At 66.3% G+C, this 17,367-nt stretch carries 12 protein-coding genes and 2 pseudogenes; 8 read left to right on the top strand and 6 right to left on the bottom strand.

Translation table 11 applies throughout. The annotated features are described in order from the left end of the window. The 3 genes from A5708_RS19580 to A5708_RS19570 form a co-directional block, all read left to right on the top strand. A partial coding sequence (locus A5708_RS19580) for a PLP-dependent transferase (protein ID WP_196772686.1) occupies positions 1–820 on the top strand: 820 nt, incomplete at its 5' end. Positions 821–831: 11 nt separating this feature from the next. After that, positions 832–1,974 (top strand): homoserine O-acetyltransferase MetX, encoded by a 1,143-nt coding sequence (gene metX, locus A5708_RS19575; RefSeq protein WP_065030207.1) that lies wholly within the window; start codon positions 832–834, stop codon positions 1,972–1,974. Positions 1,975–1,977: 3 nt separating this feature from the next. Further along, positions 1,978–2,709 (top strand): class I SAM-dependent methyltransferase, encoded by a 732-nt coding sequence (locus A5708_RS19570; RefSeq protein WP_065030206.1) that lies wholly within the window; start codon positions 1,978–1,980, stop codon positions 2,707–2,709. A gap of 12 nt (positions 2,710–2,721) precedes the next feature. Here A5708_RS19570 and A5708_RS19565 read toward each other — a convergent pair whose 3' ends face one another. Together A5708_RS19565 and A5708_RS19560 are read right to left on the bottom strand one after the other, a co-directional pair. Further along, entirely contained in the window at positions 2,722–4,725 is a 2,004-nt protein-coding gene (locus A5708_RS19565; protein WP_231117960.1) for an APC family permease, read from the bottom strand. Between the two features lie 141 nt (positions 4,726–4,866). Next, positions 4,867–6,795 (bottom strand): annotated as a pseudogene (locus A5708_RS19560) (APC family permease); the annotation flags it as partial. Positions 6,796–7,487: 692 nt separating this feature from the next. Between A5708_RS19560 and A5708_RS19555 the strand changes: the two are divergent. Together A5708_RS19555 and A5708_RS19550 are read left to right on the top strand one after the other, a co-directional pair. Continuing rightward, complete coding sequence (locus A5708_RS19555; protein WP_065030205.1) at positions 7,488–9,257, top strand: NAD-binding protein; 1,770 nt, start codon at positions 7,488–7,490, stop codon at positions 9,255–9,257. A 153-nt stretch (positions 9,258–9,410) separates the two neighbouring features. Continuing rightward, positions 9,411–10,748 (top strand): PPE family protein, SVP subgroup, encoded by a 1,338-nt coding sequence (locus tag A5708_RS19550; RefSeq protein ID WP_065030204.1) that lies wholly within the window; start codon positions 9,411–9,413, stop codon positions 10,746–10,748. A 7-nt stretch (positions 10,749–10,755) separates the two neighbouring features. On the opposite strand, the gene A5708_RS19545 is transcribed toward A5708_RS19550, so the two are convergent. Together A5708_RS19545 and A5708_RS19540 are read right to left on the bottom strand one after the other, a co-directional pair. After that, positions 10,756–12,120, bottom strand: a complete 1,365-nt coding sequence (locus A5708_RS19545) for an HNH endonuclease signature motif containing protein (RefSeq protein WP_065030203.1) — start codon at positions 12,118–12,120, stop codon at positions 10,756–10,758. 78 nt (positions 12,121–12,198) lie between these two features. After that, positions 12,199–13,656 (bottom strand): FAD-dependent oxidoreductase, encoded by a 1,458-nt coding sequence (locus A5708_RS19540; protein ID WP_065030202.1) that lies wholly within the window; start codon positions 13,654–13,656, stop codon positions 12,199–12,201. A 262-nt stretch (positions 13,657–13,918) separates the two neighbouring features. On the opposite strand from A5708_RS19540, the gene A5708_RS19535 reads away from it, so the two are divergent. After that, the gene (locus A5708_RS19535; RefSeq protein WP_196772685.1) at positions 13,919–14,485 is read left to right on the top strand and encodes a DUF732 domain-containing protein; all 567 of its coding nucleotides are present in this window, start codon (positions 13,919–13,921) and stop codon (positions 14,483–14,485) included. Positions 14,486–14,490: 5 nt separating this feature from the next. Here A5708_RS19535 and A5708_RS19530 read toward each other — a convergent pair whose 3' ends face one another. Together A5708_RS19530 and A5708_RS19525 are read right to left on the bottom strand one after the other, a co-directional pair. Then, the gene (locus A5708_RS19530; RefSeq protein WP_065030201.1) at positions 14,491–14,772 is read right to left on the bottom strand and encodes a DUF3017 domain-containing protein; all 282 of its coding nucleotides are present in this window, start codon (positions 14,770–14,772) and stop codon (positions 14,491–14,493) included. Next, positions 14,769–15,614 (bottom strand): bifunctional methylenetetrahydrofolate dehydrogenase/methenyltetrahydrofolate cyclohydrolase, encoded by an 846-nt coding sequence (locus A5708_RS19525; protein WP_065030208.1) that lies wholly within the window; start codon positions 15,612–15,614, stop codon positions 14,769–14,771. Before A5708_RS19525 ends, A5708_RS19530 begins: the two co-directional genes overlap by 4 nt. A gap of 194 nt (positions 15,615–15,808) precedes the next feature. Between A5708_RS19525 and A5708_RS19520 the strand changes: the two genes are divergently transcribed. Next, complete coding sequence (locus A5708_RS19520) at positions 15,809–17,023, top strand: NADH:flavin oxidoreductase (RefSeq protein ID WP_065030200.1); 1,215 nt, start codon at positions 15,809–15,811, stop codon at positions 17,021–17,023. A 24-nt stretch (positions 17,024–17,047) separates the two neighbouring features. After that, positions 17,048–17,329, top strand: a pseudogene (locus A5708_RS26405) (FHA domain-containing protein); the annotation flags it as partial. Positions 17,330–17,367 lie beyond the last annotated feature (38 nt).

Below are 17,367 nucleotides of genomic sequence, written 5' to 3'. Positions count from 1 at the left end.
CGCGCACGCCAACGGCATCCCGCTGATCGTCGACAACACCATCGCCACGCCGTACCTCATCCAGCCGTTCAAGCACGGCGCCGACATCGTCGTGCACTCGGCCACCAAGTACCTCGGCGGCCACGGCTCGGCGATCGCCGGGGTCATCGTCGACGGCGGCACGTTCGACTGGACGCAGGGCCGCTTCCCCGGCTTCACCACCCCCGACCCGAGCTACCACGGCGTGGTGTTCGCCGAGCTCGGTCCGCCGGCCTACGCGCTCAAGGCGCGCGTGCAGCTGCTGCGCGACCTCGGTTCGGCGGCTTCGCCGTTCAACGCGTTCCTTGTCGCCCAGGGCATCGAGACGCTGAGCCTGCGCATGGAGCGCCACGTCGCCAACGCGCAGCGGGTGGCCGAGTACCTGTCCGACCACGGCGGCGTGCTGTCGGTCAACTACGCGGGCCTGCCCGCCTCGCCCTGGCACGAGCGGGCAAAGAAGCTGGCCCCCAAGGGAACCGGCGCGGTGCTGGCCTTCGAGCTGGCCGGCGGCGTCGAGGCCGGCAAGGCGTTCGTGAACGCGCTGAAACTGCACAGCCACGTCGCCAACATCGGTGACGTGCGCTCCCTGGTGATCCACCCGGCGTCCACGACGCACGCGCAGCTGTCCGCGCAAGAGCAGCTGAGCACCGGGGTCAGTCCCGGGCTGGTGCGCCTGGCCGTCGGCATCGAGGGAATCGACGACATCCTCGCCGACCTGGAGCTGGGCTTCGCGGCGGCAAGCAAATTCGGTGCGGCCGCGGGGGCGTCCGGCACCGATCCGCAAGCCGTGGCGGCGTTCTAAGGAGCCCGGCGATGACGATCTCCGACGTCCCGACCCAGACGCTGCCCGACGAAGGCGAAATCGGCTTCGTCCACATCGGTTCGCTGACCACCGAGAGCGGCGCGGTCATCGACGACGTACACATCGCCATCCAGCGTTGGGGCGAGTTGTCGCCGACGCGCGACAACGTGGTGGTGGTGCTGCACGCGCTGACCGGCGACTCGCACATCACCGGCCCCGCCGGGCCCGGACACCCCACCGGCGGCTGGTGGGACGGGATGGTCGGGCCGGGCGCGCCGATCGACACCAACCGCTGGTGCGCGCTGGCCACCAACGTGCTGGGCGGTTGCCGCGGCTCCACCGGACCCAGCTCGCGGACCCGGGACGGAAAGCCTTGGGGCTCAAGGTTCCCCCGCATCACGATCCGCGACCAGGTCGAGGCCGACGTCGCCGCGCTGGCCGCGCTGGGGATCGAACAGGTCGCCGCGGTGGTCGGTGGATCCATGGGTGGCGCAAGGGCTTTGGAGTGGATCATCGGCCACCCGGACCGCGTTCGGGCCGGGCTGCTGCTGGCGGTCGGCGCCCGCGCCACCGCCGATCAGATCGGCACCCAGTCCACGCAGATCGCGGCGATCAAGGCCGACCCGAACTGGCAGGGCGGCGATTACCACGACACCGGGCTGGCGCCCGACACCGGTCTGACGATCGCCCGCCGCTTCGCCCACCTCACCTATCGTGGTGAGGCCGAGCTGGACACCCGCTTCGGCAACGACGGGCAGAACGACGAGGATCCGAACAACGGCGGCCGCTACGCGGTGCAGAGCTATCTCGAGTACCAGGGCAACAAGCTGCTGGAGCGTTTCGACGCGGGCAGCTACGTGGCCCTGACCGAGGCGCTGAACAGTCACGACGTCGGCCGGGCGCGCGGCGGGGTGCGTAAAGCGTTGCGTAACTGCCCGGTTCCGGTGGTGGTCGGCGGCATCACCTCCGACCGGCTCTACCCGCTGCGCCTGCAGCAGGAGCTGGCCGAGCAGCTGCCCGGCTGCACCGACCTGCAGGTCGTGGACTCCCTGTGCGGGCATGACGGCTTCCTGGTGGAATCCGACGCCGTCGGCGAAATGATCCGCAAGACACTGGTGTTGGCCGACTCCGACGACAGGGAAGGCGTGTCGTAGCGCATGACCCGCTCGCGGCACGACCGCTCCCTCTCGTTCGGCTCGGCGGCCGCGGCTTATGAGCGTGGGCGTCCCTCCTATCCCCCGGAGGCGATCGACTGGCTGTTGCCGATCGGGGCGCGCCAGGTGCTCGACCTGGGCGCCGGCACCGGAAAGCTGACCACCCGGCTGGTGGAACGCGGCCTGGACGTGGTGGCCGTGGACCCGATTCAGGACATGCTCGAGGTGTTGCGCACGTCGCTGCCGGAGACCCGGGCGCTGCTGGGCACCGCGGAAGAGATTCCGTTGGAGGACAACAGCGTTGACGTGGTGCTGGTGGCACAGGCCTGGCATTGGGTGGATCCGGAGCGCGCGATTCCGGAGGTGGCCCGGGTGCTGCGGCCCGGCGGCCGGCTGGGCCTGGTGTGGAACACCCGCGACGAGCGGCTCGGCTGGGTGCGCGAACTGGGCCAGATCATCGGCAGCGACGGCGACGGCCGCACCCAGGTGACGCTGCCCGAGCCGTTCACCGACCTGGCGCATCATCGGGTCGAGTGGACGAGTTACCTTACGCCGCAGGCGTTGATCGACCTGGTCGCGTCGCGCAGCTACTGCATCACCTCGCCGACCGAGGTGCGGACTCAGACGCTGGACCAGGTGCGCCAACTGCTGGCCACCCATCCGGCGCTGGCCAATTCGACGGGCCTGGCGCTGCCCTACGTCACCATGTGCACGCGGGCGACGCTGGCCGGCTAGCGGTTTGAGGGGTCAGTCGCCCACGAAGCTCGATATCGGTTCCTGCACACTGTCGGCGACCTTCGCGACGTGAGGCTCGACGCCGTTCGGAGCAACCCGCGCGATTCGCGACTCGATGTCGTAGGGCACGATGATGGCGGTCGCGTCCCGGATACGGCTCACCGCGCGGGCCATCCTGTCCGCGGTGCGATCGTGCAGAAGCCGGCCCAGTAGCGGTGAATATGTTCGACGCGGCAACAACACCGTCACCCTGGTGTCCGGATGGTCGGTGAGCACCCGTACCACCAACTCGTGGGCGGCCCGGCTCAGATGACGATCCGGGCAGTTGATCAACCACAGCGGCGTGTCGTGTTCAAAGCGATCCCAGCGCTCCCGCAGGGCCATGGCACGATCGGCGTCGATCACAAAATGCACCGCGGTGAGCTCGTCGGCATGTAGGCCGTTTCCGAGACGTACGGCCTCGACCTCGGCGAGGTCGATCGTGTCCACGAACACCAGCACCTGAAGCCGCGGGTGCCGGCTCAAGTCAACCTCGTCCGTGCGCGACATCTCGAGCACGGAGGCCTCATCCCGGTATTTCTTGTTGAGCCGTGTCAACGCGAACACCAGCACCGGAAAGATGACGACGATGAGCCAGGCACCGTCGGTGAACTTCGCCACCACGAAGATTCCCACCACGAGCGTCGACATGACCCCGGCGGCGAGGTTCACCGACATCTTGATTCGCCAGCGCGGCCCGCGTCGGGTCCGATGATGCTTGGCCATGCCGTAGCCGGCCATCGCAAATGCGGTGAACACGCCGATCGCGAAAAACGGCACCAGCGCACTCACCTTTGCTTCGGTGACGAGAAGCAGCACCACAGCGAGCGCGGTAAGCGCCAGGATGCCATTGGAAAACACCAGCCGGTGGCCGCGTTTCGTCAGCGGCCGCGGCAGAAAGCGGTCCTTGGCTACGAAGCTGGCCAGCGCGGGAAAACCGTTGAAGGCGGTGTTACAACCGGTGAACAGGATCGCCGCTGTCGAAGCCTGCACCATGAAATACAAGATTTTGCCGATTGGCCCGTCGCCGAAGACCGCCCGGGTTATCTCGGACAACATCGATGGGTATTCGTCGAGATAGGGGACGGCGTGGGTGACGTGCGCCAACCAGGCCACCCCCGCCAGCAAGAACCCGAGAACGCAAGCCATCACCGTGAGCACCCGCCGGGCGTTGACGCCTTCGGGGTTCTTGAACACGTTGGTAGAGTTGGAAATCGCCTCGATACCGGTCAATGAGGTACCCCCATTGGCGAAGGCGCGCAAGACAATCAAGATTGTTGCGCCCATCACCAGTCCGCCGCCCTGGTGGACCGGCACGGCGCCGACGATGTGTTGGGGATCGTATTTCGGTAAATCCCAGAATATTTCACGAACACAACCGGTCAGAATCGTCGCAGTGATCATGCCGACGAAGGCGTAGGTCGTGATCGCAAATATCCGACCGGACCGCCGTAGCCCGCGCAGGTTCGCCAGGCATATGAGCACCACCGCGCCCACTGTGATTTCCAGGTGGTAGGGACGAAGGGGCGGAATCGCCGAGACCACCGCCACCGTCGCGGCGGCGGGCTGCACCGCCACGGTGACCACGTAGTCGATCAGCAACGATGCGGCGGCTACCTGTGCGATCCGCGGGCCGAAATTCTCCCGCGCGACCATGTACGAGCCCCCGGTGCGCGTGTAGGCCATCACCACCTGACGGTATGACACCGACACCAGCGCCAGAATCACCAGGATGATGCCGGTGATCGGCAGCAACAGCGCAAATGCCGCCATCCCGGCCGCCGGGAGCAGTTCGATCATGATCTGCTCGGTACCGTAAGCGGTCGAGGAGATCGCATCCGGTGCAAGCGCCCCGAGCGCAACAGGATTCGACAGCTTCTCCGCATCCAGCTGATCGGTGGTCAGCGGTTCTCCGAGAAGGATCCGCTTGCATTTGTCGTTGAACGAGAGCGGTATCCCGCTCTTCGGCGTCGTCACAACGCAACCCTTCCTCGAGTGTTTTCGGAGCCCTGGCCGCAGCGATGCACCATTTCGCATGAAAACGTTCACTTTTCGGCGCGCCTTGGCTCGACACACCGCGATTGGACGGCCGGACGGTGTCTATCCGGCGCGGGTCACCTCTGCTATCCGGGACTCTATGTCGTAAGGCAAAATTTGCGCGGCAGCGCCCGGGACGCGGCTGACGGCACGAGCGATCTTGTCCGCGGTGCGGTCGTGCAGCAACCGGCCGATCAGGGGCGAGTATGTCCGGCGCGGCAACAACACTGTCACCTTGGTGTCCGGATAGTCGTCGAGGACCTGTAAGACCAACTCGTGCGCGGCTCGGCCCAAGTGGCGATCCGGGCAGTTGATCAGTCGCAGCGGGGTGTCGTGTTCGAAAACCTCCCACCGCTGCTGCAGCCTGGCGGCATGCTCGGCGTCTATGACCAGGTGTACCGCCGCGAGCTCGTCGGCGTGCAGTCCGTTTCCGTACCGCACCGCCTCGACCTCGGCCAAATCGACTGCATCGACGAAGATCATGACCCGATGTCGCGTATACCTTTCCAGGACAGGCTGTTCCGTGCGCGACATCTCGAGGACGGAGGCCTCGGCGCGGTACTGCCGGTTGAGTCGCATCAAGGCCAGCACCAGGACCGGGAACACCACGACGATGAGCCATGCGCCTTCGGTGAACTTGGCCACCGCGAAGATCCCCACGACGATCGTCGACAGGACCCCGGCGGAGAAGTTGACCATCAATTTCCGTCGCCAACCCGGCCCGCGCTTGGTCCAGTAATACTTGGCCATGCCGTAGCCGGCCATCGAGAATCCGGTGAACACGCCGATCGCATAGAACGGCACCAGCGCATCGACCGAACCCCCGGTGATGACCAGCAGCGCCACCGACAACGTGGTCAGGGCGATGATGCCGTTGGAGAACACCAGTCGGTGGCCGCGTTTCATCAACGGGCGCGGCAAGAAGCGGTCCTCGGCCACGAAGCTGGCCAACGCGGGGAAACCGTTGAAGCTGGTGTTGCCGCCGGTGTAGAGGATGGCCGCTGTCGACGCCTGCACCAGGAAATACAGCACCTTGCCGGTCGCCCCGTCGCCGAAGACGGCCCGGGCGATCTCGGACAGCATCGACGGGTATCCGTCGACATAAGGGACGGCGTGGGTGATGTGCGCCAGCCAGGCCACCCCGGCCAGCAAGAACGCGAGAATGCAGGCCATCACGGTCATTACTTTTCGGGCATTGATGCCTTCGGGCTTGCGCAGACTGTTGACCGTGTTGGAGATGGCCTCCACCCCGGTCAAGGAAGAGCCACCGTTGGCGAAGGCGCGCAACACAATCAGGACCGTCGCACCCATGATCAGTCCACCGCCGTGTTGGACCGGCACCGCGCCGGCGATGTGTTCCGCGTCGTACACCGGTAGGTTGCCGACGAATTCGCGAATCACCCCGACGACGATCGTCAACGAGACCATGGCCACGAAGGCATAGGTGGGCAGTGCGAAACGCATCCCGGCTTCCTTCAAACCGCGCAGGTTCATGAAGCACATCAACAACACCATGCCGACCGTGATCTCGAGGCTGTAGGGGCCCAGGACCGGTATGGCCGAGGCCACGGCGACCGTTCCGGCCGCGCACTGCACGGCGACGGTGACCACGTAGTCGATCAGCAATGATGCCGCAGCTATCTGCGCCACCCGGGGACCGAAGTTCTCCCGGGCGACAACGTACGATCCGCCGGACCGCGTGTAGACCATCACCACCTGGCGGTACGACGCGGCCACCAGCACCAGGATCAACAGGATGACGCCGGTGATCGGAAGCAACAGTGCGAACGCGGCCATCCCGGCCGCGGGCAATAGTTCGATCATGATCTGTTCGGAACCGTAGGCGGTCGAGGAGATCGCATCCGGCGACAGCACACCAAGCGCAACAGGATTCGACAACTTCTCATGCTCGAGTGCAGAGGTGATCATCGGCTTTCCGAGTAGCCCTCGTTTGCACACGTCGGACAAGGATGACCACGCTCGGTGATCGTCAGCTCGCCCGTCAGCCAAAGATGTTGTCACAAGCCATATTCCTTACCCCCAGATCGCAAGAAGTTCGCCGCGAGCTTAACTGCTTGAAAGTGCCCTGTCGCTTTCCGGACGGCAAAAGAACAGCAGATTCGCAGGAATATTGGCAGCACATTCCAAGGTAGTTGATGCGGACGTAACTTACCCCTGACTCCTGTAACGGAGACGTTACCATTGCACTTAGCTCTAAAGATGTTGTGATATAACACACTTCGTTATCGCTGTGAGGTGACGCCGGCACTCGGTCTTCAGGCCGCTGTCTCTGCTGTTCAGTCACACAGTCAAGCAGTGAAGCTTGCCTCTGCTAAACCCAGTGTGTAGCAATATCTCTGGCGATCTATGACCTCACTCCACGCTTAGCCGGTCACGATGCCAGAATCTGGCCGACGAACAATTCATACAACTGGCTACTATAAAAACTCGGGTCCTGTTCTAGTCCAAGATGATTGACGTGGGACTCCGGTTGGGTGAAATTCCCCGGACCGCATGAGGACACAGTTCTCGCCTTGGCGCCGTTACGTAATGTGCTGTTAGTATTCGGTCAACATATCCATTCAGTGGAGCGGCGAACGAAATCCACCCGAGTACCCGCACCATCTGTCGAGTTCGTGCCCGCCCGCCGGACTCCCGGAGTAATCAGTCCACATCACGATCCTGCGCAGGAGTCGAATCCCATGAGCCAGTGCATCATCGTCAGCGGTGATGACGCGCTGGCGACCACAATCGTCGAGGAGTTGAGACAGGCGGGAGCGCGCGTCGCCAGACTCTTCGATTCTGACCTCGCCGGCACCCGCCTCAAGACGGAACTGGCCAAGGCCGGACTCGCCCGCGCATCGGCCGTCGTCTGCGCCGGCGTTGATGATGCGGTGAACCTCGAAATCGCTCTGATCGCGCGCAAAGCCAACCCCAATATTCGCATCGTGGCACGGATTGCCAATGACGTGCTGCGGGAGGCGGTTGCCGACGATGAGGGACCCAGCACGGTCCTCGGCGTCGCCGGCCTCGCAGCGCCGTCGATCGTCGAGGCGTGTCTGGCCCGCACCACCCACCCTTTCGAGGCGGCCGGCATCGAGTTCGTTGTGTTCGGCGCCGAGGCACCGTTCGACGGGACACTGCGCGAAATCTATGGCGACCTCGCCCCGGTAGCGATGGTCAAGGGCGGGAACACCCGTAATCCCAACGAGGTAGTGGCATGTCCGGGACGGGATGTGCGGGTGAGCGCCGGGGACTGGACCACGATGATCGGCACCACCGAGGAATCGGTCACCCACGGCGTCAAGCTGCCGCGTCAGGACAGAATTCGTGCACGACAGTCCCGATTGCGCCGCATCCTCTACGCGGTGCGCGCGCTCCCGAGTGAAGTCAGTCCTGCGTTCTACCCGTTGCTCGCCGCCCTGGCCGGCTTGATCGTCGCCTCGACAATGTTGCTGCACCTCGCGTACACGCACCCGGGGATGTCGTGGACCGATGCGTTCTACTTCACCATGGAGACCATCACGACGACCGGTTACGGCGACTTCAGCTTTGCCAAACAGCCAACGTGGTTGCGGCTGTATGCGGCGATCCTGATGGTGGGCGGCGTCACCACCACCGCCCTGCTGGTCGCGTTTGTCGCCGATGTGCTGTTGTCGCGTCGATTCCTGCTTTCGTCCGCGCGACCGCGGGCTCGCCACCTACGCAACCACATCATCGTCGTCGGGTTGAGCGCGCTTGGCGTGCAAGTCGTCACTGACCTGGCCAAAGCCGGATATGACGTAGCAGTGATCGAGCGCGACCAGGGCAACCCGTTCCTGTCGACGACGGCCGAGCTCGACGTACCGGTGATCTTCGGGGACGCGACATTGCGCCAGACACTGGAAGCGGCCCGGGTGGACAAGGCCCGGGCGGTGGCCGTGCTGACCCGCGACGACATGATCAACATCGAAACCGGGATCGTGCTTCGCGAGATGTTGGGTTCTGAAGCCGTCGAACCCGTCGGCAACAACCGCTGGGGCGAGGTCCCGCTGGTGCTGCGGGTGTACGACCACGACCTCGGATCCGCCGTCGCCCACCGCTTCGGTTTCGAAAACGTCCGTTCCACCGTTGCGCTGGCCGCGCCGTGGTTCATCGGAGCCGCGCTGGGTCTGCAGGTGCTCGGCACGTTCTCAGTCGGCAACCGGTATTTCTTGGTCGGTGGAATGCATGTGCAGGCCGGCAGCGAACTCGACGGTATGCAGATGTTCGAGCTGTCGACGCAAACCCGTGTCATTGCGATCACCAGAGACGACGCCCCGGTCCGGTTGCATCCACGCCGCGACGCCCGGCTCACCGCCGGCGACACCGTCTATCTCGTCGGTCCGTACCGGGAACTTCTGGTCACCCTCCGCAAGGGGCGGCCGACCCAGGAGTCGGTTGCCGATGAGGCACCTCCCGCTGACGAACGCCGGGCGGTGAAGTCGGCTTGAAGCGTGGCAGAGAGGACCAAAAGCCGATCAGCTGCACCACAACGTAATTCGGACCCCGGGGATGCCCACGCCGTCCTGGTCGCACGGCCAGTACAGCGCTCTTGCACGGCAAGCTTACAGCATTCCGCTGCATCCCAATAGAGTTGAGGCGTAATGGAATTCGGGATACTTCCGCCGGAAGTCAATTCCGGCCGCATGTATGCCGGTCCCGGCTCGGTACCGATGCTGGCCGCCGCGGAATCCTGGGAAACGGTTGCTGCAGAGCTGCATTCGGCGGCCGGCTCGTATGAAGCGGTGATTTCTGGGCTCAGCTCGGGGTCGTGGCTGGGCCCTTCATCGGTGATGATGGCGGCCGCCGCCTCCTCTTACGTAGCGTGGATGAGCGGCACCGCGGCGCGAGCCGAGCAGACGGCCGGCCAAGCCAGGTCGGCCGCCGCCGCCTACGAGGCGGCATTCGCGGCGACGGTGCCACCGCCTGTGGTCGCGGCCAACCGCAGCCAGCTGGTGACGCTGGTCGCCACGAATCTGTTGGGGCAGAACACCGCTGCGATCGCCGCCACCGAGGCTCAGTACGGCGAGATGTGGGCCCAGGATGCGACCGCAATGTACGGGTACGCGAGTTCGGCAGCTGCGGCCACACAACTTGCGCCGTTCAGCCCCGCGCGACAGAACACCATTTCCGGCGGGCAGGCCGGTCAGGTGGGGGCGGTCAGCCAGGCCGGTGAGCTCTCCGCCGGGTCCGCGCAAAGCACGGTCGCGAACGCATCAGAGTCGGTTTCGTCGGCGTCCGACGGGCTGAGCGGTGCGACGTCTGCACTCGGCGTGTCATCGCCGCTGGATCTGCTGGACTTGGGTGCCGACGGGATCGCGTACGGACTCGATGCCCCTATGGCCCCGCTGGGGGCGATATCGCTTCCCATCGACCTGATCGGCGCCCAGACCGGTATCCACACCGATGATCTCGTGAGCGGCTGGGACGCGGAGGGAGTGCCGGTGTCAGCGGTATCGAGGTCTTCGCTGATGATATCCAGCGCGAACACGAACTCAACGATGGTGACAGCGGGTGTGGGTGAGTCGAATGCGGTTGGCGCGCTGTCGGTGCCGCCCACCTGGACCGCCGCGACCCCCGCGGTACGCCCGATCGCGCTGGCATTGCCGGCCGCGCCCGTCGGTATGGCACAACAGGCCGTGACACCCAGTTTGGGCACCTCATTCGGCGAGATGGCCATGGCCGGAACGGCCGGACGCGCCATCCGCGATGGCTTCAGCGCGCGCGGTCGCGAACCGCGCGACGCGAATAGGGTTGCGACCCGAGCGGTTAGCGCCTCGGCCCCAAGGGTTGGCGACGAAGAGGCGACCACAGAGAACGAGCCGCGCACCGTGGTGACGGGAATCGCCGCCGAGATACGCGAGTTCGCCCGACTGCGTGACGAGGGGTTGATCTCCGACGAGCAATATGCCGAGCAGCGCGATCGGCTGCTCGGGCTCTAGCGGCGAGTTACCAACCGTCATCGTCATCCTCGCGCAGCAACCTTTCCGGGTGATGAAAAGTGTTGGTGCGGGGCCGGTTGCGCTCCAGGTGTGCGGGCGGCTTCCATTCGGTGTCGCCGTTGGCGTTCTTGCGGGTGGTCCAGCCGCCCGGTTTCAGCAGGCGGTGGTGCGGTCCGCAGGCGAAGGTCACATCGTTGACGTCGGTGGTGTGGCAGGTGGCGTAGTCGGTGACGTGATGAACTTCGCAGTAGTAGCCGGGCACGGTGCATCCGGGTGCCGAGCAGCCGCGGTCCTTGGCGTACAACACGATTCGCTGTCCGGGAGAGGCGAGTCGTTTGGTGTGATAGAGCGCCAGGGCCTTGCCTTTGTCGAAGATGGCCAGGTAGTGGTGGGCGTGGCGGGCCAGGCGGATGACGTCGCTCATCGGCAGGATCGTGCCACCGCCGGTCAAGCCCCTGCCGGCGGCCGCCTCGAGCTCGGCCAGCGTGGTGGTGACGACGATGGAGGCCGGTAAGCCGTTGTGCTGGCCCAGTTCTGCGGAGGCCAGCAGCGCACGCAGGGCGGCGTTGAGTGCGTCATGGTTGCGTTGGGCCGCGGATCGCGGGTCGCGCTCGATGGCGTCCTGGCTGGGCGCGCCGTCCACGCACGGCGTCTCGTCGAACGGGTTGCACATGCCCGGGGCGGCGAGCTTGGCCAAGACGGCTTCCAGGGTGGCGCGTGCTTCGGGGGTCAGCCAGCCGCGCAGCGCCGAAATGCCGTCGGCTTGCTGGTTACCCAGCGTCAACCCTCGTTGGCGGGCGCGGTCCTCGTCGGTGAAGGTGCCATCGGGGTTCAGGCAATCGGCCATTGCCCGCGCCAGGTCGACGAGTTGTTCGGGGCGAAACTGGGTTCCGAGTTCTGCCAGTTGGGCTTCGGCCTGCTCGCGGGTGGCGAGGTCCACCCAGCCGGGCAGGCGGTGGTAGAACTTGCGGATCACCGCCACCTGGGCGGCTCCCAGGGTGCCGTCGCGTTGGGCGGCCGCGGTGGCGGCCAGGGCGGGTGGGATCGGTTCGCCGGTCAGGCCGTGGCGCGGGCCCAGGTCGCGTGCCTCGGTGATCCGCCGGGAGGCTTCGGTGCGGCTGATCAGTGTCGCCTCGGTCAGGGCGTGGACCACTGTGCCGCCGAGTTCTAGGGAGGGGGCCTGGCGGGCAAGGGAATTGATCAGCGGATGCTCGACGGCCGGGATGCGCCGGCGCAGCTTTTCGCAGCGCCGCAACACCGCCAACTGCTGCTGCGGGTGGAGCGCGTCGAAATTCAGGCCGCAGGCTCGATCCCAGGCGGCATCGAGCGCGTCGAACACCGCGTCGACATCCTGCTGATCACTCGAACTCACACCCCGAAACTAGCCGCACCCACCGACAAAAAGACCCGCGATGTGGCGGTTGAAATAGAAGTGACACACGGTATTTCGCTAAAAATCAAGCCCCGAGAACATCATCCGGTTGGGGTCGTATTTCTGCCTGACGGTGGTCAGCCGCGACAGGTTCGAGCCGTAATAGCGGGCCGGTGTGGGGTTGGGCTCCAGGTAGTTGACGTAGCCGCCGACCGAAAACTGTTGCACCGCCTGGTGTGCGCTGCCCACCCAGGTGGTCGCGGCGCCGACCTGATTGGCGGCGGGCTCGACATACCACTGCACCACCGCGGACTGATTGCGCCACGGAAATGCGGTGTCGCCCGCGGCCACGTCGGCCACCGCGCCACCCAGCGGATCGATCAGCACGGAGGCCTGCCCCGCACCGGAGGCCGGCCACTGCCCGGCCGCAGTCGCAATGGCATGGGCCGCAGCCGAAGTCATCGGCCCGATCACGTCGGATCCGGCCACGAAGCCGCGCGCCGGGCTGGTCCCGCTGCCCCCGGCCAGATAGGTGACCAGGTCCATGTGGCTGAGCGTCTTGTTGGTCACCGCGCTGGGCGCCAGCCCCACCGCCGACTTGAGGGCGTCCACCACAGCGGATCCGGTGCCGGAGGGAGCTGTCGCCAGCACATGACAATTCGCCTGCGCCGAACCGACCGACAGGTCGACCATCCCCCATGTGTTCCGGTCCGCGCCCGCCAGCCAGGACTGCCAGCCGGTGAGCACCTGCACCGCCGACGAGGGCGCAAAGTCAAGCCGCACCAGGTCGCTGTCGGCGGTGGCAAACGTCGCGAACGTCATCGAGGTCGTCACTCCGAAGTTGCCGCCGCCACCACCGCGCAAGGCCCAGAACAGATCCGGATTGTCATTGGCCGAGGCGGTGACCACGTCGCCGCCGGGCAGCACCACGGTCGCCGACTGCAACGCGTCGCAGGTGAGCCCGGCGCGGCGGGCGTCGGCCCCCACCCCTCCGCCCAGCGCCAGTCCCGCCATGCCGACGGTCGGGCAGGTGCCGGTGGGAACGGCCCGGCCCGCGGAGGCCAGGGCCTGGTGTACCGCATACAGATTCGTCGCCGGGGTCACCGTGACGTTGTTGCCGTCGAAGTTCGCGCCGCCGGGAAGGCCGCGCAGGTCGAGCACCATGGTCCCGTTGGCGCCGGACGCCCCGACATACGAATGCCCGCCGCCGCGCGGGGCGATCTTGAGGTTGTTGGCCTTCGCAAACGCGACCGCCTTCTGCACATCGGCCTGTGACGAAACCCGCACCACCGCAGCGGGATTGGAGTTGTTGTAGAACGAGTTGAAAACCTGCTTACCGGTGGAGAATTGGGCGCCGTTGGCCGGCAACAACACGCTGCCGCCGATCGACGAGGCCAATGCGCTCCACCCGGCGGCGGAGTCCGCGGCCGCCGAACCGGTGCCGAACACCGCTCCCGTCGCCAACGTGACTGCGCCGCGAAGAAACGCCTGACGAGAGATCACATGGCTGGGCGGACGGCTGCGATTAGTCGTCATGCGCGCAGATTCTGGTTCATTTCGCGCCCAGAATTCCGGTGCCGTCGCCCGTGTTACATCACAGTGTGGCGTCGATCCGTCGTCCGGCCTTGCGCAATGGGGCCACGTAATAACCGACGTCGCGAAGACTGTGACCTCACGAAACGCTTATTGTGCGAACCTTTATCCCACCGTGTCGCAAACGTGACAGTCATGGCCCAGAGTTCGTAGGCGTGATTCGAGTGTGCCTCAGACGCACTCCATGGCGGACGGGGAGGCTGGCGTGAAGGCATTCGCACGAACTCATCAATGGATCTGGGTGTTGCGTCATCAGCCACTCACCATTCGCCTGCTGGCCGCGGCCGCCGGCCTGCTGACCGTCGCCTCGGCGTTCGCGGCGCCGGCCGAAGCGGACCACGGTGACGACTTCATCGACGCGCTCAACCATGCCGGCATCGATTTCGGCGAGCCCGGCAACGCGATGTCCGTCGGCGAGTCGATCTGTCCGATGCTGTCGCAGCCGGGCGGCAATTTCGCCGCGGCCGCGTCCAGCGTCGCCGGCCGAGGCATGTCACCCACGATGGCGCGCATGTTCACCACGATCGCGATCCAGACCTACTGCCCCGAGGAGATGGCGAACATCGCCAACGGCAACCTGTCCGGCGCGATGCCCCCGGGAATGGCGGGACAGATCCCGGGCATGGGCGGACAGATCCCGGGCATGGCGGGGCAGGTCCCGGGCATGACAGGACAGATCCCGGGCATGGCGGGCCAGATCCCGGGCATCGCGGGCCAGATCCCGGGCATGACGGGAATGGCCGGGCAGGTCGCGGCCCTGCCGAGGGCCTGACGCTTCTAGCGAGTGCCCAGCGGGTCGATGGTCCACGCGATGTAGAACATCGCCGCCCCGACCGTCGCGGTGGTCATGAAGTCGATTCCCTTACGGCGCACCACCAGAAGGCCGGCCCGATCCTCGGACAACACCAGCCGCAGCAGCGCCGCCACACCGACACCGATACCGATCAACAGCGAGCCGCGACGCCAGAAGTTGGCTCCGACCAAGGCCAGCGCCGTCGCAAAGATCAGGCCCACCAACAGAATTGGCCATTGAGCCCGCAGCACGGTGCGCGCGGTCATTGCCGCTCGGCCAGCTCGACGACGTTGGTCAGCAGGAACGCGCGGGTCAGCGGTCCCACGCCGCCGGGGTTCGGCGACACGTGGCCGGCCACCTCCCACACGTCGGGGTGCACGTCGCCGGTGAGCTTGCCGTCCACCCGGCTGACGCCGACGTCGAGCACCGCGGCGCCGGGACGCACCATGTCGGCGGTCACCATGTGCGGCACCCCGACGGCCGCGACGATGATGTCGGCCTGCCTGGTCAGCGCCGGCAAGTCGCGAGTTGCGGTGTGGCACAACGTCACCGTGGCGTTCTCGGAGCGGCGGGTCAGCAGCAGGCCCAGCGGGCGGCCGACCGTGACGCCGCGGCCGATGACGACCACGTGCGCCCCGGCGATCTCAACGTCGTAGCGGCGCAACAAATGCACAATGCCGCGCGGCGTGCACGGCAGCGGGGCCGGGTTGTTGAGCACCAGCCGGCCCAGGTTGGTCGGGTGCAGCCCGTCGGCGTCCTTGTCCGGGTCCACCCGCTCCAGCGCCGCGTTCTCGTCCAGCTGCTTGGGCAGCGGCAACTGCACGATGTAACCGGTGCAGTCGGGATTCGCGTTGAGCTCGTCGATGGTCTCGTTCAGCGTGGCGGTGCTGATGTCGGCGGGCAGGTCGCGGCGGATCGAGGTGATGCCGACCTTGGCGCAGTCGGCGTGCTTACCGCGGACGTACGCCTGCGAGCCGGGGTCATCGCCCACCAGGATGGTGCCCAGGCCTGGGGTACGGCCCGCAGCGCTCAACGCGGTCACCCGCTGTTTGAGGTCGACGAAGATCTCGTCGCGGGTGGCCTTGCCGTCCAGCGTGATTGCTCCCACGCTGACAGTCTGGCAGACATCGATGATGGCGACCCGCCGCGCCCGGCTCCGCCGCCCGCGCGATCGCCACGGCGCCCAATGATGGCGACCCGCCGCGCCCGGCTCCGCCGCGCCCGCGATCGCCACGGCGCCCAATGATGGCGACCCGCCGCGCCCGGCTCCGCCGCGCCCGCGATCGCCATTAAGCTCCCGGTATGCCTACCCCTCCGGACGTGTTCAGCCCCGCGAAGCTCGGTCCGATCACGCTGCGTAACCGCACCATCAAGTCCGCCACCTTCGAGGCGCGCACGCCCGAGGCGCTGGTGACCGACGACCTCATCGAATACCACCGGCTGCCGGCCGCCGGTGGGGTCGGCATGACGACCGTCGCCTACTGCGCCGTCTCCCCCGGCGGCCGCACCGAGGGCAACGGGATCTGGATGCGACCCGAGGCCGTACCCGGGTTCCGCCGGCTCACCGACGCGATCCACGCCGAGGGCGCCGCGGTCAGCGCGCAGATCGGCCACGCCGGTCCGGTGGCCAACGCCAAGTCCAACAAGGCGAAGGCGCTGGCGCCGGTCCGGTTCTTCAACCCGATCGGGATGCGGTTCGCCAAGAAGGCGACGCGCGAGGACATCGACGAGGTGATCGCCGGGCACGCCAACGCCGCCCGGCTGGCCATCGAGGCCGGCTTCGACGCCGTCGAAATCCATTTGGGCCACAACTACTTGGCGAGTTCGTTCCTGTCCCCGCTGATCAACCGTCGCGACGACGAGTTCGGCGGATCGCTGCAGAACCGGGCCAAGGTCGCCCGCGGCATGGTGATGGCCGTCCGGCGGGCGGTGGAAAAAGAAGGCACGCCCATCGCGGTGACGGCCAAGCTGAACATGGCCGACGGGGTACGCGGCGGCATCAGCACGGAGGAATCGCTGACCACCGCCAAGTGGCTGGAGGAAGACGGCGGGCTGGACGCGATCGAACTCACCGCGGGCAGCTCGCTGGTCAACCCGATGTACCTGTTCCGTGGCAACGCGCCGCTGAAGGAGTTCGCCGGGGCGTTCAAGCCACCGCTGAGCTGGGGCATGCGTATGACGGGCAAGAAGTTCTTGCGCGAGTACCCCTACCGCGAGGCCTATCTGTTGCGTGACGCGAAGCTGTTCCGCAACGAGTTGAAGATGCCGCTGATCCTGCTCGGCGGCATCACCAACCGGGAGACGATGGACCTGGCGATGGCGGAGGGTTTCGAGTTCGTCGCGATGGCCCGGGCGCTGCTGGCCGAGCCGGATCTGATCAACCGGATCGCCGCCGATGGCGCCCGGCACCAGGTGCATTCGGCGTGCACGCACTGCAATCAGTGCATGCCGACGATCTACACCCGAACGCACTGCGTGGTGACCGGCGCGCCCGACGCCGTAGGCGCTCAGAGCTAAACCACAGGGCTGCAAGCTACAGTTGTGGCGATGTCAGCACCAGCCCCGCCAGCGCTAACCGTCCATCACGAAGGATCGGAACGCACCTTCGCAGCGGGCCACGATGTAGTAGTCGGGCGCGATCTGCGAGCGGACATGCGTATCACCCACCCGTTGATTTCGCGCGCCCACCTGCTGCTGCGTTTCGACCAGGGCAAGTGGCTGGCCATCGACAACGGTTCGCTCAACGGAACTTTCGTCAACGGCCGGCGCGTGCCGGTGGTCGAGATCCACGACGGGCAGACCCCTATCTCCAGCCCGCGCGGCCGCAGGTTCAGCGAGAGGGTCTGAATGTCGACCTTGAC

Origin of the sequence: Mycobacterium colombiense (assembly GCF_001672755.1) — a bacterium.
Classification (GTDB): Bacteria; Actinomycetota; Actinomycetes; order Mycobacteriales; family Mycobacteriaceae; genus Mycobacterium; species Mycobacterium colombiense_C.
This window is presented reverse-complemented; position numbering and strand designations above follow the sequence as displayed.

Bases quoted from the DNA above. Each gene is read 5' to 3' on its own strand.
- metX (WP_065030207.1), top strand. From the start codon at position 832: ATGACGATCTCCGACGTCCCGACCCAGACGCTGCCCGACGAAGGCGAA.
- A5708_RS19570 (WP_065030206.1), top strand. From the start codon at position 1,978: ATGACCCGCTCGCGGCACGACCGCTCCCTCTCGTTCGGCTCGGCGGCC.
- A5708_RS19555 (WP_065030205.1), top strand. From the start codon at position 7,488: ATGAGCCAGTGCATCATCGTCAGCGGTGATGACGCGCTGGCGACCACA.
- A5708_RS19550 (WP_065030204.1), top strand. From the start codon at position 9,411: ATGGAATTCGGGATACTTCCGCCGGAAGTCAATTCCGGCCGCATGTAT.
- A5708_RS19540 (WP_065030202.1), bottom strand. From the start codon at position 13,656: ATGACGACTAATCGCAGCCGTCCGCCCAGCCATGTGATCTCTCGTCAG.
- A5708_RS19530 (WP_065030201.1), bottom strand. From the start codon at position 14,772: ATGACCGCGCGCACCGTGCTGCGGGCTCAATGGCCAATTCTGTTGGTG.
- A5708_RS19520 (WP_065030200.1), top strand. From the start codon at position 15,809: ATGCCTACCCCTCCGGACGTGTTCAGCCCCGCGAAGCTCGGTCCGATC.